The organism is Pseudomonas sp. R2-37-08W (genome assembly GCF_003851705.1).
Lineage (GTDB): Bacteria > Pseudomonadota > Gammaproteobacteria > Pseudomonadales > Pseudomonadaceae > Aquipseudomonas.
On sequence record NZ_CP027728.1, the window covers coordinates 1,158,138 to 1,173,517 of the forward strand.

Here is a 15,380-nt window from a genome sequence, read left to right on the forward strand (position 1 = left end):
CAATAATTACCCTCTGAGGGTAATTTTACCAATCGAAAATTCTGTTCTTTTTCCTGCCTGAAAATCCTAGTGCTTTGCCTTTGTAGGCAACTCCGAATAGGCTGTAGGAAAATTCATCCTATGATTGGACGAAAGCGTAAAGCTCATGACAGACATCGCCCCGTTGATCAAACGCTCCCTGGTGGACCAAGCCCTGGAGCAGTTGCGTTGGCGCATAACCGAAGGAAAATGGGCCATCGGCGAACGCCTGCCCACCGAACCGGAGCTCTCCGCCGAGCTAGGCATCAGCCGCAACACCGTACGAGAGGCCATGCGTGTATTGGCGTTTTCCGGCTTGATCGAAATCCGCCAGGGCGATGGCAGCTATTTGCGTTCGATGACCGACCCGCTGGGGGCGATGCGTGCGTTGTCCCATTGCTCGCTGGAACAGGCGCAGGAAACGCGGCAGATCCTCGAAGTGGAAGCCATCGGGCTCGCGGCGTTGCGCCGTAGCGATGACGACCTCGTCGCGCTACGCCAAGCTCTCCAGGCCAGCGCCGCGTTGTATCACGGTGAACTGGAGGCCTACATCAGCGCCGACCTGGTGTTCCACCAATGCTTGGTGGACGCGGCGCACAACCCAGCCCTAAGCGAGCTGTACCTTTATTTTTCAAGCATCGTCGGCGCCCAACTGCGCCAGACCCTGAACACCTCGCCGCGTCGCCAGGCCGTGTTCGACCTGCATGTCGCCCTGCTCGACGCCGTGGAGCACCAAGACCCGGAACGCGCCAAATCCCTCTGCCGGCAGTTGATCAATGAACCTTGAAGCCCCAAACAAACAACGCGCAACCGAACTGGAAGAACTGCTGATCGATGCCGAAGCCGACGACGAGCTGGTCCAGCAGCACGAGCCGGTGGTCAGCCGGCCGTGGCTGTTGCTGCTCGGCCTGGTCCTGGTGGCGTTGAACCTGCGCCCGGCGTTGTCGAGCCTGTCGCCGCTGCTCAGCGAAGTGTCCGCCAGCCTGGGTTTGTCGGGGGCCAGGGCCGGTTTGCTGACCACCTTGCCGGTGCTGTGCCTGGGGCTGTTCGCGCCGCTGGCGCCGATCCTGGCCCGGCGTTTTGGCGCCGAGCGCGTGGTCCTGGGGATTCTGCTGACACTCGCCGGCGGCATCATCCTGCGCAGTTCTCTCGGGGAGTTCGGGCTGTTCGCCGGTAGCCTGCTGGCCGGTGCGAGCATCGGCATCATCGGTGTGTTGCTGCCGGGCATCGTCAAGCGTGATTTCGCCAGGCAGGCCGGCGCCATGACCGGTGTCTACTCCATGGCCCTGTGCCTGGGCGCGGCCCTGGCTGCTGGCGCGACCGTGCCCTTGAGCCATTATTTCGCGGGCAGTTGGGCCATCGGCCTGGGCTTCTGGATGGTCCCGGCCCTGGTGGCGGCGCTGTTCTGGTTGCCCCAGGTCGGCCAGAAACACAGCGCCCATCAGGTGGCTTACCGGGTCAAGGGCTTGCTGCGCGACCCGCTGGCCTGGCAGGTCACCGTGTACATGGGCCTGCAATCCTCCCTGGCCTACATCGTGTTCGGCTGGTTGCCGTCGATCCTGATCGGTCGCGGCTTGAGCGCCACCGAGGCCGGGCTGGCGCTGTCGGGCTCGATCATCCTGCAGTTGTTCAGTTCCCTGGCCGCGCCGTGGCTGGCCACACGCGGCAAGGACCAGCGCCTGGCAATCGTGGTGGTGATGCTGCTGACGCTCGGCGGTCTGTTCGGTTGCCTGTATGCGCCACTGGATGGCCTGTGGGGCTGGGCGATTCTGCTGGGCCTGGGGCAGGGCGGTACCTTCAGCCTGGCGCTGACCTTGATCGTGCTGCGCTCCCGGGACTCCCATGTCGCCGCCAACCTGTCAGGCATGGCCCAGGGCATTGGCTACACCCTCGCGTCGATGGGCCCGTTTGCGGTCGGCCTGGTGCATGACTGGACTGGCGGCTGGACGGCGATCGGTTGGATCTTCGCCGTGATCGGACTCGGCGCGATTATCGCGGGCCTTGGCGCCGGTCGTGCACGCTACGTAAACGTCACCAGCGAGAAAGTCTGAAGGCAGACACTTTCGACAGTGCCTGCATGGCACGCCACTCCAGTGCTCTGCCAGTGGATGGTGGCTTTTTCGTAGTTGTTGTATCGGCTTTCAATCACTCAAAAGGTTATCTGTTTCTGGTCGATAACGCCCAACAGGATTAGGCAATCATTCCTGCACTGGGCCCTCATGGCGATTGCATCAGTGTCACAGGTTGCCGCTGGATCAATAGCCATGGAGAGGGAGTGATGGTTTCGCCGCAAGGTTCAACCCCAGGAGCGAGCCGTAAACCAGATCCGCCGGTTGTCCCCCCGCTTCATTGGCAGCACATGAATATCCTGGTGGTGGAGGATCATTCAGCCTACCGGCTGCTGTTGGGCTGGATGTTGCAGAAGCTGGGCCTGGGGTACGAATTGGCCGCCGATGGGTTCATGGGGCTGAAGGCGTTTACCCGCCGGCCCTTTGATTTGGTGATCTGCGATTGTCAGATGCCGTTTATGGATGGTTACAGCATGGCCAGCGCCATTCGCCAGCATGAGCACGACCACGGATTGAGGCGAGTACCGATCATTGCCTTGACCGCCAATCTGCAAAACGATACCCCCCGGCGCTGTCGCGAAGCGGGCATGGATGCCTGGCTGCTCAAACCACTGACCCTGGAACAATTGCACGCCGTGCTGATGCACTGGCTGCCTGGCAGTGATGCTCCGCAAGCCGGCCAGGAGACTGCCCCAGCCCCTGGCTGGCCAACCCGCGCCACGCTTGTCGCGACGTTTGGCAGCGACGCGATCGTCGATCAACTGCTCGAAGGCCTGCTGGTGGAAGCCTGGGAAGACTATCGCGTCTTGCGCCACGCCCGTTCAACGCTGAACGCCTCACTGGCTGCCGAGCGCCTGCATCGCCTGGTGGGTAGCCTGGTATTTCTGGGCGGCAGCGACCTTGAGTCCACTGCCACGCAATTGATCGAGCAGGTCCAGTCCGGCGATGTTGCTTCCCACTCGGTGCAACTGGAGCTGTTCCAGGCACGTTTGTGCGTTTATCTCGAATACTTGTCCCGTCTCTGAATCCGCGCCTGCAAGGGCTTTTCGTTTCCGAGTGAGCTTGACTGTAGGTGTTTTCCTGTTGTTTTGTAGGCAAAAATTTAGCTAGTACAGAACATTGGGCGTGGCTGCAAGTGACGCTTTGTTAGCTGTTGTTGATGATTGCCGGCGGAGGTATTTTGCGCTGATTCAAGTTGCAATCATTCGTGGGTACCTATGCTTCGAGTAATTATTGCTGACGATCACCCTATTGTTCGCATCGGGCAAAGGGTCGTGATCGAGGCGAATGGAAGATGCACAGTGGTCGGTGAGGCCGACGGTCCTGATCAGTTGCTTGACGTGTTGAGCACAACCCCGTGCGACGTGCTGGTCACGGATTTCGCCATGCCAGGTGGCCAGCAGGCCGATGGCTACGGTTTGTTGGGCCTGCTGCACCGCCAGTATCCGCAGGTGCCGGTGATTGTGGTGACGATGTTCGCCAGCATCGCCATCTTGCGTGCAGCTTTTTCCCATGGTGTGCGCGGCTTGGTCGCCAAGAGTGCTTCGGCCAAGGAGTTGCCCCAGGCGATCAAGGCCGTGTGTGCGGGCCAGACCTTCACCAGCGAATCCCTGCGCTTGCAGTTGGTGGAGTCAGGGGTGGGCGACCAGTCCGGGCAGCCTAAATTGTCCGACAAGGAGCGCGAGGTGGTGCGAATGTTGGCCAGCGGCATGACAGTCAGCCAGATTGCGGCGCAGGTCAACCGCAGTATTTCCACCATCAGCAAGCAGAAAAGCACGGCCATGCAACGTTTGAGTATTTCGACGGATGTCGATTTGTTTGCTTATGCGCGCGATACGGGAATGGTGCCGTAGAAAGCAATGGCATTCTCGTGTTACGCGGACTATCGTTCGGCATCCCTGTTCATCCTGCGAAAACTGCCCATGAGTGATGCCCATAACGCCCTGATCACTGAGTTCTATAGCGCCTTTCAGCGCCTGGATGCCGAAGCCATGGCCGCCTGTTATACCCAGGACGTGGTGTTCAGCGATCCGGCCTTCGGCGAACTGCGCGGGCAGGACGCCGGCGACATGTGGCGCATGCTCACCACTCGGGCCAAGGATTTTTCCCTGACCTTTGACAACGTGCGCAGCGAGGGCAACGCGGGCAGCGCGCACTGGGTGGCGACATACCTGTTCAGCGCGACCGGCAATACGGTGGTCAACGATATTCAGGCGCGCTTCGTGTTTCGTGACGGCAGGATTTGCGAGCATCACGACCATTTCGACCTGTGGCGCTGGTCGCGCCAGGCGTTGGGCACCAAGGGCCTGTTACTGGGCTGGACGCCCTTGGTGAAAAATGCCGTACGCGCCCAGGCGCGCAAAGGTTTGAAGGCATTCCAGGCCGGTCGTTGATAAGCTGGGTGCTTCTGTACAGTGCCGAATCCCGTCGTGAACACGCCTGAATCCAAACCCTGGTTCGTCTACCTGGTGCGCGCCGCTAATGGCTCGCTGTATTGCGGCATCAGCAATGACCCGGTGCGCCGGTTCGCCACGCATCAGAGCGGCAAGGGCGCGCGGTTTTTCCTCTCCAGCCCCGCCGTTGCGCTGGTGTATACCGAGCAATGTGCGAGCAAAGGCGAAGCACTGCGCCAGGAACGCTTGATCAAGAAATTGAAGAAGAGCGCCAAGGAGTGCCTGGCGACCAGTGGTTCATCAGGCTGACTGACAGGTTCCCATCAGGCGCCATAACAAAATATTTGCAATCAAGGGTGAGGTAAACCGCTCGCCCATCCGTGTAGTGCTTGAAACTGCGATCAATTCGCATTAACAGCGTTTTTACACGGGTGCTCACAGCATGAAATCGACGGCGGGCGGTAGGGTCAAACAATGGCTGGGAGCCTCGGTATTTTCAGTCTCGGCGCTGGCGTTGCTGCCCTTGGCCGTGGCACAGGCGCAGGAACAGCAAAGCGCCCAGTTCACGTTTGCTCTGGCGGCCAAACCACTGCCCCAGGCGCTGAGTGATTTCAGCCGGGTCACCGGGATCAGCGTGATCTATACCGATGAAGCGCCTTACGGCCTCAACGCCCCGGCGCTCAACGGGCAGATGAGCGCGACCCAGGCGCTGCAACGCCTGCTGGGCAACTCCGGCTTCACCTTCCGCCAGATCGACGCCCGTACCCTGGCGCTGGAACCGCTGCCCGCCGACGGCGCGGTCAATCTCGGCGCCACCACCATCAGCGCTGCCAGCCCTGGCCAGGACAGCACCAGCTACCAGCCGCCGCCGACCAGCTCGGTGATGCGCTCCCAGGGCCTGCTGCTGGAAACCCCGCAAACCGTCAACGTGGTACCCGCCCAGGTCTTGCGCGATCAACAACCGCGCAACCTGGATGACGCGCTGGGCAATATCAGCGGCATCACCCAGTCCAACACCCTCGGCAGCACCCAGGACGCGGTGATGCTGCGCGGCTTCGGCGACAACCGCAACGGCTCGATCATGAAGGACGGCATGCCGGTGGTGCAGGGCCGTGCGTTGAACTCCACCGCCGACCGCGTGGAAGTGCTCAAGGGGCCGTCGTCGTTGCTGTACGGCATCCAGGACCCGGGCGGCGTGGTCAACATCGTCAGTAAAAAGCCCGAGTTGGTGCAGTCCACGTCCTTGACCGCGCGCGGTTCGACCTTCGGCAGCGGCAAGAATGGCAGTGGCGGCAGCCTGGATACCACCGGCCCGATTGGCGACAGCGGCCTGGCCTATCGCCTGATCGTCGACCATGAAGACGAAGACTACTGGCGCAACTACGGCACCCACCGTGAAACCCTGGTGGCGCCGTCGCTGGGTTGGTATGGCTACGCGACCCAAGTGGTGTTCGCCTATGAGCACCGCGAGTTTCTGTCGCCGTTCGACCGCGGCACGGCCATCGATCCAAAAACCAATCACCCGCTGAACATCCCCGCGACCCGCCGCCTGGATGAGCCGTTCAACGATATGGAAGGCCGCTCCGACCTGTACCGCCTGACCGTCGACCACGACCTGAACGACGACTGGAAAGCCCGCTTCGGCTACAGCTGGAACCGTGAAACCTATGACGCCAGCCAGGTGCGCGTGGTCAAGGTCAACACCAACGGCACCCTCACCCGCAGCATGGACGGCACCCAGGGCGCGCTGACCACTGACCGCTTCGCCACCGCCAGCCTTGAAGGCAAGGTCGACGTGGCCGGCATGCGGCACGACCTGGTGTTCGGGCTGGACGATGAATACCGCAAAATCCACCGCGCCGAGCTGATTCGCCAGGCGCCACGTGGCAGTTTCAACTTCAACGATCCGGTCTACGGCAATGAAGTGGCGGGCTCTAACGTCAGCGCGCCGGACAGCAACCAGACCGATCTTCTGCGCAGCGATTCGCTGTTCTTCCAGGATGCCCTGCACCTGAACGACCAGTGGATCCTGGTGGGCGGCGCGCGCTACCAGATGTACGACCAATACGCCGGTAAAGGCGTGCCGTTCACTGCCAACACCGACGGCAACGGCCAGAAGTGGGTGCCGCGTGCCGGGCTGGTGTACCGCTACACCGACGAACTGTCGTTCTACGGCAGCTACACCGAGTCGTTCAAACCCAACTCCACCATCGCGCCGTTGGCCAACAAAACGGTGCTGGACGGCAGCCTGCAGCCGGAAGAATCCAAGGCCTGGGAGCTGGGTACCAAGTTTGACCTGCCGGGGCGCATCACCGCGAGCGCCGCGCTGTTCACCATCGATAAGCGCAACGTACTGGTGCAGGTGGGCGAGGGGTTGACCTCGGTCTACAGCGTGGCGGGCAAGGTGCGTTCCCGTGGCCTGGAACTGGATGCCAGCGGCCAGCTGAGCGATAAGTGGAGCCTGATCGGCAGTTACGCCTACACCGATGCCGAGGTCACCGACGACCCGACGCTCAAAGGCAACCGCCTGCAAAACGTGGCGAAAAATACCGCGTCGTTGTCGGCCGTGTATGACTTCGGCAGCCTGCTGGGTGGCGATCAACTGCGCGTCGGTGCCGGTGCGCGCTACGTCGGCGAGCGGGCAGGGGATGCGGCCAACAGCTTCGAATTGCCGAGCTATACCGTGGCCGATGCGTTCGCCAGCTATGACACCAAAATCGACGGGCAGAAGGTCAAGTTCCAGCTCAATGTGAAAAACCTTTTCGACCGCACTTACTACACCTCTTCGGTGAACACACAGTTCGTGTCCATCGGTGATGCGCGGCAGGTGTCGGTGTCCAGCACCCTTACCTTCTGACCGGATTTGCTTTTTTGTGGGAGGAGGGGGATTGCACCCTCCCACATTGACACCTGAGCTGTTAGCGTTGCCGGCATTCGATGCCTACGGAAAACGCTACTGATGCACTTTGGACGATGGTTACACACCAGCGCGCTGCTGGTCGGCTTGAGCTTGTTACTGGGCGGCTGCGCCAGCGTTTCACACCCCGCCACCCCAGCGGCGCTCGACCAACTGTTGGCCGACCCGGCGTTGCGTGGCGCCACGGTTTCACTGACGGTGCGCGACGTACGCAGCGGCGACATGCTGTATCAACACAATCCGAGCACGCGGTTGGTGCCGGCTTCCAACCTCAAGCTGCTGACCACCACGGCGGCGATGGATGTGCTGGGCGCGCAATACCGCTTCGCCACGCAGCTGCTCAGTGACGGCACGCGCCAGGGCGAACGCCTGACCGGCAACCTGTACCTGCGCGGCCTCGGCGACCCGACCTTGCAGCTCGCCGACTACCAGGCCCTGGCGGCGCAATTGGCCAGCCAGGGCATCCGCCAGGTCCAGGGCGACCTGGTGTTCGACGACACCTGGTTCGACGCTGAGCGCTTGGGGGTCGATTGGTCCCAGGATGATGAAACAACCTATTACGGCGCGCAGATTTCGGCGCTGACCGTGGCGCCCAACGCCGATTTCGACGCCGGCAGCGTGCTGGTCACGGCCACGGCACCGATGCGGACCGGCCTGCCGGTGACGGTCGAGATTTATCCGCCCACCGACTACCTTCAACTGAGCAACCGCGCCCTCAGCGGGCCGGGCAACACCTATGGCGTCAACCGCCGGCATGGCACCAACCTGTTGCAGCTCAGCGGCACCGTTGCGCCGGGCAGGCAGAGCGAGCAACTGGTCAGCGTATGGGAGCCGACGCAACTGGTGGCCAACCTGTTCGAGCAGGCGCTGGCGCGGCAATGCATCCAGGTGATGGGGCGCCGGGTGATCGGTGCTGCGAGCCCGGCCACGGCGAACGTGCTGGTCGAGCATCGATCGGCGCCCTTGCAGGAATTGATCACACCGCTGCTCAAGCTCTCCAACAACAACATGTCCGAAGCCTTGCTCAAAGCCATGGGCCGCAAGACCGCCAACAGCGGCACGGCGGCGGCGGGCGTGGCGGCGGTGGCCGGGTTTCTCAAGCGACAGGGGGTGGATACGAGTACCTTGAGCCAGGTGGACGGCTCGGGCCTGTCACGGCGTAACCTGCTGTCGTCGCAAACCCTGACCGACCTGCTGCTGGCCGCAAGCAAACAGCCGTGGTTCGATGCCTGGTACAACGCATTGCCAATTGCCGGCAACAGCGATCGTATGACCGGCGGCAGCTTGCGCTATCGGCTGCACGCCACGGCCGCCGAGAACAACCTGCACGGCAAGACCGGTTCCATGAGCGGGGTGTCGTCCCTGAGCGGTTACCTCACAGATGCCCAAGGACGGCGACTGGTGTTTGCGATGATCAGCAATAACTACCTGAGCGACACCGCCAGCATCCATGCTCTGGAAAACCGCCTGGCCGTGGCTCTGGCGCAGTGGCACGACTGACTCAGGGCTGATAACCCATACGCCAACTCACGGCCCGGGTCGCCGCCAGCAAGCGCTGCGCCGCCGGGCCGTCTTCATCGGCGTGGAACAGCGAAGTAGGGCCGACCACGGTCATCACCGCCGCCACGTGCCCCACGGCGTTGAACACCGGCGCCGACAACGCATCCACCCCCGGCATCAGCAAACCATGCACAAAGTGCAGGCCACGCTGACGGATCTGCTCGCAGGTGATGGCGTAGGCCTGGTCGTCCGCCAGGGTATGGGCGGTGCCGGCCTGGATTTCGCGCTCGCGCAATTCCACGGTTTCCCGAGTCGGCAGATAGGCGCTGAACACCAGCCCGGTGGACGAACTGAGCAGCGGCAAGACTGAACCCAGTTGCGTCACCACCGTAACCGCGCGCACCGCCGGTTCGATGTGCACCACGGTCGCGCCCTGGTTGCCCCACACCGCCAGAAAGCAGGTTTCATTCAAGTCATCGCGCAGCTCCGCCAGGGGCATCGCGCCGACTTTCAGCACATCCATGCTGCCCAGCGCAGCCAAGCCTACGCGCAAGGCTTCGCGCCCCAGGCCATAGTGGTTGGTGGCGGCGTTCTGTTCAGCAAAGCCCGAGGCGATCAGCGCCTGCAGGTAACGATGGACCTTGCTCGCCGGCATCTGCACATGCTCGGCCAGGCGCGACAGTGAAGTGGCCGGCGACAGTTCGGCCAGGGCCTTGAGGATATCGGTGCCCACTTCGGCCGAGCGGACTTTCTGTTTACCGGTGTCGCGGGGCTTTTCCATGGGGGAGCGAGAATCCGAGAGATGAGTGGGCGTCTTTATAGCTTGACGGTCCATGGCGATCAAATTACGTTAAGCGTAACTGGATTACGATAAAAACAACTGACCCCCAGAGGATGCTCCATGAACCTCGAATACCTGTCGGGCTTCGGCAATGAATTCGCCAGCGAAGCCCTGCCCGGCGCGCTGCCCGTCGGCCAGAACTCGCCGCAGAAAGCGCCCTACGGGCTGTATACCGAACTATTCTCCGGCACCGCGTTCACCATGGCGCGCAGCGAAGCCCGGCGTACCTGGCTGTACCGCATCCAGCCATCGGCCAACCACCCGGCCTTTAGCAAATTGGAGCGGCAGTTGGCCGGCGGGCCCCTGGGCGCGGTGACGCCGAACCGGCTGCGTTGGAACCCGCTGGACATCCCAGGCGAGCCGACTGACTTTATCGACGGGCTCGTAGGCATGGTCGCCAACGCCGGGTCGCAAAAACCGTCAGGCATCAGCATTCACACTTACCTCGCCAACTGCTCAATGGAGCGCGTGTTCTTCAATGCCGACGGCGAACTGTTGATCGTGCCCGAACAGGGCCGTTTGCGGATCGCCACGGAGCTCGGCGTGCTGGAGGTCGAGCCGCTGGAGATTGTGGTACTGCCACGCGGGCTCAAGTTCCGCGTCGAACTGCTCGATGCCCAGGCGCGCGGTTACGTCGCCGAAAACCATGGCGCACCGCTGCGCCTGCCGGACCTGGGCCCCATCGGCAGCAACGGCCTGGCCAATCCGCGCGATTTCCTCAGCCCGGTCGCCCACTACGAAGACCTCAAGCAGCCGACCACGCTGGTACAGAAATTCCTCGGCGAACTCTGGGCCTGCGAGCTCGACCATTCGCCGCTTAACGTGGTCGCCTGGCACGGCAATAACGTGCCGTACAAGTACGACCTGCGTCGCTTCAACACCCTCGGCACGGTGAGTTTCGATCACCCGGACCCGTCGATCTTCACCGTATTGACCTCGCCCACCAGCGTGCACGGCCTGGCCAACCTCGACTTCGTGATCTTCCCGCCGCGCTGGATGGTCGCCGAGAACACCTTCCGCCCGCCGTGGTTCCACCGCAACCTGATGAACGAATACATGGGCCTGATCCAGGGTGCCTACGACGCCAAGGCCGAGGGCTTCCTGCCCGGCGGTGCGTCGCTGCACAGCTGCATGAGCGCCCATGGCCCGGACGGCGAGACCTGTACCAAAGCGATCAACGCGGATCTGGCGCCGCACAAGATCGATAACACCATGGCATTCATGTTCGAGACCAGCCAGGTGCTGCGCCCCACCCAGTTCGCCCTGGAATGCTCGCAACTGCAACCCGCTTATGACGCGTGCTGGGCTTCGCTGCCCGCCACCTTCAACCCGAATCGGAGATAACCCATGACTCAACCCACACAACCCCGCAGCTGGGTCGCCTGCGCCAACGGTCACGCGGATTTCCCCCTGCAGAACCTGCCGCTGGGGGTGTTCAGCATCAACGGCTCGGCGCCGCGCAGTGGCGTGGCGATTGGCGACGCGATCCTTGACCTGCACGCCGCCCTGGATGAGTTTGACGGTGAAGCGCGGCGTGCCGTCGAGGCGACTGCAGGCGGTCAGTTGAACGCCTTTTTCGAACTCGGCCGCGGCCCACGCGTGGCTTTGCGCGAGCGCCTGCTGGAACTGCTCGCCGAAGGCAGCAAGCTGCAAACCCGCGAGGCGCAGGTGTTGCACCGTGCCGCCGATTGCCAGATGCACCTGCCGGCCAAAATCAATGATTACACCGACTTCTACGTCGGCATCGAACACGCGCAGAACGTCGGCAAACTGTTCCGTCCCGACAACCCGCTGTTGCCCAACTACAAGTACGTGCCGATCGGCTATCACGGCCGTGCCTCGACCATTCGTCCCTCGGGTACGGACGTGCGCCGCCCCAAAGGCCAGACCCTGCCGGCCGGCCAGGCCGAGCCCACCTTCGGCCCTTGCGCGCGCCTGGACTATGAACTGGAACTGGGCATCTGGATCGGCCAGGGCAACACCATGGGCGACGCGATTGCCATCGGCGATGCGGCCGAACATATCGCCGGTTTCTGCCTGCTCAACGACTGGTCGGCACGCGATATCCAAGCCTGGGAATACCAGCCGCTCGGGCCGTTCCTATCCAAGAGCTTCATCACCAGCATCTCGCCCTGGGTAGTCACGGCCGAAGCGTTGGAGCCGTTCCGCAAGGCGCAACCGCCGCGGCCCGAAGGCGATCCGCAGCCGTTGCCGTACCTGCTGGACCCTCGCGATCAAAAGGCGGGCGCCTTCGATATCGAATTGGAAGTGCTGCTGACCACCGCTTCGATGCGTGAACAGAACCTGCCGGCCCATCGCCTGACCCTGAGCAACACCCAGCATATGTACTGGACCGTGGCGCAAATGGTTGCGCACCACAGCGTCAACGGGTGCCAGTTGCAAGCTGGTGACCTGTTTGGTTCGGGTACGTTGTCGGGGCCGCAGCCGGGGCAGTTCGGCAGCCTGCTGGAGATCACCGAAGGCGGCAAAAAGCCGATTGAACTGGCCTCCGGCGAGGTGCGCAAATTCCTCGAAGACGGCGATGAAATCATCCTGCGTGCGCGCTGCAACCGCGAAGGCTTTGCCTCCATCGGTTTCGGCGAATGCCGTGGCACTGTGGTCGGCGCACGCTGAGGGGGCGGGGTGATGGAACTCTATACGTACTATCGTTCGACCGCGTCCTACCGGGTGCGCATCGCCCTGGCACTCAAGGGCCTGGATTTCACGGCGGTGCCGGTCAACCTGCTGGTGCCGGCAGGCGGAGCCAATCGCCAGCCTGAGTACCTGGCGATCAATCCGCAAGGGCGTGTGCCGGCCTTGCGCTGCGATGACGGCGAGCTGTTGATCCAGTCGTTGCCGATCATCGAATACCTGGAGGAATATTATCCACAGGTGCCGCTGCTTTCCACGGACCTTGCCGCCCGAGCCCACGAACGCGCCGTGGCGTCGATCATTGCCTGCGACATTCACCCGTTGCACAACTCCAGCACCCAGAACCTGCTGCGCCAGTGGGGCCATGATGAGGCGCAATTGCTCGATTGGATCGCGCATTGGATCAGCCAGGGGCTCGGGGCGGTGGAGCAGTTGATTGGCGATCACGGGTTCTGCTTTGGCGAACAGCCGGGCATGGCCGATGCGTTCCTGATCCCGCAGCTGTATGCAGCCGAGCGTTTCAAGGTGCCATTGGCGGCGTACCCGCGTATCGGGCGGGTGGCCGCACTGGCGGCGCAGCATCCGGCGTTCGTGCAGGCGCACCCGGCCAATCAACCTGACACACCATAATTCCCATAACTTGCACAGAAACAAAATGTGGGAGTGGGCTTGCCCCCGATAGCGGTATGCCAGCTATGAATATGTCGACTGGCACACCGCCATCGGGAGCAAGCCCCCTCCCACAGTTTTTGATCAGCGCCAGCCAATAAAAATAATGAAAGGTACCTTGCGATGCACAATCAGATTGCCAGCTTTCGCGCGGCACTCGACGCCCGTCCGGTGTCGCGCTATCAGTGGTTGATTCTCCTGCTACTGGCATTGCTACTGGTGACCGATGGCTACGACGCCCAGGTGCTCGGCTATGTCGTGCCGGCATTGGCCAAGGACTGGGGCCTGGAAAAAGCCGCGTTCGGTCCGGTGTTCAGCGCCAACCTGCTCGGCCTCACAGTGGGCTCGCTGCTGGTGACGCCACTGGCGGACCGGTTCGGTGTGCGGCGTATCCTGCTGGCCTGTGTGCTGATCTACGCCAGCCTCACGGTATTGATGGTGTTCGCCAACTCCCTGACCACGCTGATGGCCGCACGCTTTATCTGCGGCATCGGCATGGGCGGCGCGATGCCCAGCGCCATGGCCTTGATGTCGGAATATTCGCCGCCACGCATGCGCACCCTGATGGTGACCCTGGCAGCCTGTGGCTTCTCGTTCGGCGGCGCGGCCGGTGGGTTTGTGGCGGCGGGGTTTATCGACGGTTTTGGTTGGCAGGCGGTGTTCCTGGCGGGCGGCGTTACGCCGCTGCTGTTGTTTCCGTTCCTGGTGTGGCGGTTGCCCGAATCCCTGCCGCGCCTGCTGCGCGATGCGCCGCCCTACGCGCGCTTGCACAAGGTCACGGCGCGCATGTTGCCCGATTGGCGGGCGCCCCTGGCGAGCGATGCGCAGAATCGCCAGGAACAGGGCAGCCGGTTGACCGTGGTGGAGCTGTTCCGTCACGGCTACGCGCGCCCCACGGTGCTGATCTGGGCGACCTTTTTCGTCAGCCTGATCCTGCTGTATTTCATGATCAGTTGGCTGCCGTCGCTGTTGCTCGAAAGCGGGCTGGCGCTGAACCTGGCCAACCTGGTGACCTCGATGTTCCTGTTTGCCGGCACAGTGGGCGCCATCGGCATGGCCTGGTTCGCCGATCGGCTGAAAAGCAAAGTGCGCCTGTTGTCCGCTGTGCTGGCAGCGGCGGCGGTGTGCACGGTGCTGCTGGGCCTGAATCATGACAATCCGCGTTACCTGGTGGCGTGCGTGTTTGCCGCCGGGTTCTGCATCATCGGCGGGCAACTGACCCTCAATGCGTTCGCCAGTAATTTCTACCCGGCGCACGTGCGCGCCACCGGTACGGGCTGGGCATTGGGGGTGGGGCGATTCGGCTCGATCCTGGGGCCGTTGTTCGGCAGCCTGCTGCTGGCGATGCATATTCCGGTGCAGCAGATTTTCTTCTTCTGTGCGATTCCGGCGGTGATTGCGGCGCTGTTGATTATTCAGGTGCGGTCGCCAGGTACGAGCGAAGCCATGAAGCCGTCGCCGGGCGACCTGCTCAAAGCGCCCTAATGCACTACGGAATTGGGCGGCAGGTGCCCCAGCCGCTCGGTCAGGCGCAGGCGCTGGATAGGGTCTTCGCTGAGCATCAGCGCGTGTTCCAGGTCAAACCGCTCGGCGCTCGGGCAGTCCAGGCGCTGATACAGGCTGGCCCGCGCCAGGTAGTCGGCGGCGCTGGCATTGCCCAGTTCGAGCACACGCTCGGCATCCGCCAGGGCGGCCAGTGGTTCGTCGTTGGCGAGGTACAGCTGGCGCAGGTTACGTGACAGCCGCTGCAGGATCGCGCGCGGATCGGCGCTGTGCAGGTGCTCTGCCTGCAGTTTGAGATTGGCTCCGTACTGGCGGTGCAGCAGTTCGCGACAGTCGTTGGGGTACAGCCGCCGACCGCCGCACGGGTCCAGCAGGTGATCGGCGCCGGGTACCCGCAGCAGGAAGTGGCCGGGGAAATTCACCCCGACCAGGGGAATCTCCAGGCGCCGTGCCAGCTCCAGCGCGATCAGGCCCAGGGCCAGGGGTTGCCCGCGTTTACGTTGCAATACCTTGTCCAGCAACGCGGCGGCGGGGCGCAGCGGGGTGAAGTCATCCTGGGCAAAGCCAAGGTCGTTCATGCAGCGCAGCAGCGGCTGGCCCAGTTCATCGGCCGGCAGCGTGGGCATGCCCAGGCTGACCTGTTGGTGCAGCAGGCCGAACGCCTGCAGGATCAGCTGTGGCTGTACGCCAGCGTCATGCTCGGCCGCAATCCACAGCGCGGCTTCGAACAGCGCAGGGGGTGAACGGTCCAGGCAGGCGAAAAAGGCTGTGCGGGGATTCATTGCATTCTCCGGCGGATGCCCTCGTTTTAGCCTTGC

The 15,380-nt window shown here is 62.8% G+C and carries 14 protein-coding genes; 12 read left to right on the top strand and 2 right to left on the bottom strand.

Annotated elements, in window-relative coordinates:
• Positions 1-145: 145 nt before the first annotated feature.
• The 8 genes from C4J93_RS05120 to dacB all read left to right on the top strand — a co-directional run bounded on the left by C4J93_RS05120 (position 146) and on the right by dacB (position 8,897).
• Complete coding sequence (locus C4J93_RS05120) at positions 146-805, top strand: FadR/GntR family transcriptional regulator (protein WP_124428743.1); 660 nt, start codon at positions 146-148, stop codon at positions 803-805.
• On the top strand, positions 795-2,069 hold the full coding sequence (locus C4J93_RS05125; protein ID WP_124365920.1) for a CynX/NimT family MFS transporter: 1,275 nt from the start codon (positions 795-797) through the stop codon (positions 2,067-2,069). The genes C4J93_RS05120 and C4J93_RS05125 overlap by 11 nt, the downstream gene beginning before the upstream one ends.
• 308 nt (positions 2,070-2,377) lie before the next feature.
• Positions 2,378-3,112, top strand: a complete 735-nt coding sequence (locus C4J93_RS05130; protein ID WP_256660141.1) for a response regulator — start codon at positions 2,378-2,380, stop codon at positions 3,110-3,112.
• 192 nt (positions 3,113-3,304) lie between these two features.
• Positions 3,305-3,940, top strand: a complete 636-nt coding sequence (locus tag C4J93_RS05135; protein WP_124428745.1) for a response regulator transcription factor — start codon at positions 3,305-3,307, stop codon at positions 3,938-3,940.
• Between the two features lie 69 nt (positions 3,941-4,009).
• The gene (locus C4J93_RS05140; protein WP_124361412.1) at positions 4,010-4,480 is read left to right on the top strand and encodes a nuclear transport factor 2 family protein; all 471 of its coding nucleotides are present in this window, start codon (positions 4,010-4,012) and stop codon (positions 4,478-4,480) included.
• A 36-nt stretch (positions 4,481-4,516) separates the two neighbouring features.
• Positions 4,517-4,789, top strand: a complete 273-nt coding sequence (locus C4J93_RS05145; protein ID WP_124403161.1) for a GIY-YIG nuclease family protein — start codon at positions 4,517-4,519, stop codon at positions 4,787-4,789.
• Positions 4,790-4,922: 133 nt separating this feature from the next.
• Complete coding sequence (locus C4J93_RS05150; protein ID WP_124428746.1) at positions 4,923-7,337, top strand: TonB-dependent receptor; 2,415 nt, start codon at positions 4,923-4,925, stop codon at positions 7,335-7,337.
• Between the two features lie 102 nt (positions 7,338-7,439).
• Positions 7,440-8,897 (top strand): D-alanyl-D-alanine carboxypeptidase/D-alanyl-D-alanine-endopeptidase, encoded by a 1,458-nt coding sequence (gene dacB, locus C4J93_RS05155; RefSeq protein ID WP_124428747.1) that lies wholly within the window; start codon positions 7,440-7,442, stop codon positions 8,895-8,897.
• Between the two features lies 1 nt (position 8,898).
• Here the strand turns inward: dacB and C4J93_RS05160 are convergent, their stop codons facing one another.
• Complete coding sequence (locus C4J93_RS05160; protein ID WP_124369728.1) at positions 8,899-9,678, bottom strand: IclR family transcriptional regulator; 780 nt, start codon at positions 9,676-9,678, stop codon at positions 8,899-8,901.
• Between the two features lie 120 nt (positions 9,679-9,798).
• Here C4J93_RS05160 and hmgA point away from each other — a divergent pair, with 120 nt between their 5' ends.
• The 4 genes from hmgA (at position 9,799) to C4J93_RS05180 (ending at position 14,544) form a co-directional block, all read left to right on the top strand.
• Positions 9,799-11,082, top strand: a complete 1,284-nt coding sequence (gene hmgA / locus C4J93_RS05165; protein ID WP_124428748.1) for a homogentisate 1,2-dioxygenase — start codon at positions 9,799-9,801, stop codon at positions 11,080-11,082.
• 3 nt (positions 11,083-11,085) lie between these two features.
• Complete coding sequence (gene fahA / locus C4J93_RS05170; protein WP_124428749.1) at positions 11,086-12,372, top strand: fumarylacetoacetase; 1,287 nt, start codon at positions 11,086-11,088, stop codon at positions 12,370-12,372.
• A gap of 12 nt (positions 12,373-12,384) precedes the next feature.
• Positions 12,385-13,020 carry a maleylacetoacetate isomerase gene (gene maiA / locus C4J93_RS05175; protein ID WP_124428750.1) on the top strand — a complete coding sequence of 212 codons (636 nt, stop codon included), beginning with the start codon at positions 12,385-12,387 and terminating at the stop codon, positions 13,018-13,020.
• A 162-nt stretch (positions 13,021-13,182) separates the two neighbouring features.
• On the top strand, positions 13,183-14,544 hold the full coding sequence (locus tag C4J93_RS05180) for an aromatic acid/H+ symport family MFS transporter (RefSeq protein ID WP_124428751.1): 1,362 nt from the start codon (positions 13,183-13,185) through the stop codon (positions 14,542-14,544).
• Here the strand turns inward: C4J93_RS05180 and C4J93_RS05185 are convergent.
• Positions 14,541-15,344, bottom strand: coding sequence for a SirB1 family protein (locus C4J93_RS05185; protein WP_124428752.1), 804 nt, complete (start codon positions 15,342-15,344; stop codon positions 14,541-14,543). The two genes, C4J93_RS05180 and C4J93_RS05185, sit on opposite strands and share 4 nt — an antisense overlap.
• Positions 15,345-15,380: the final 36 nt, after the last annotated feature.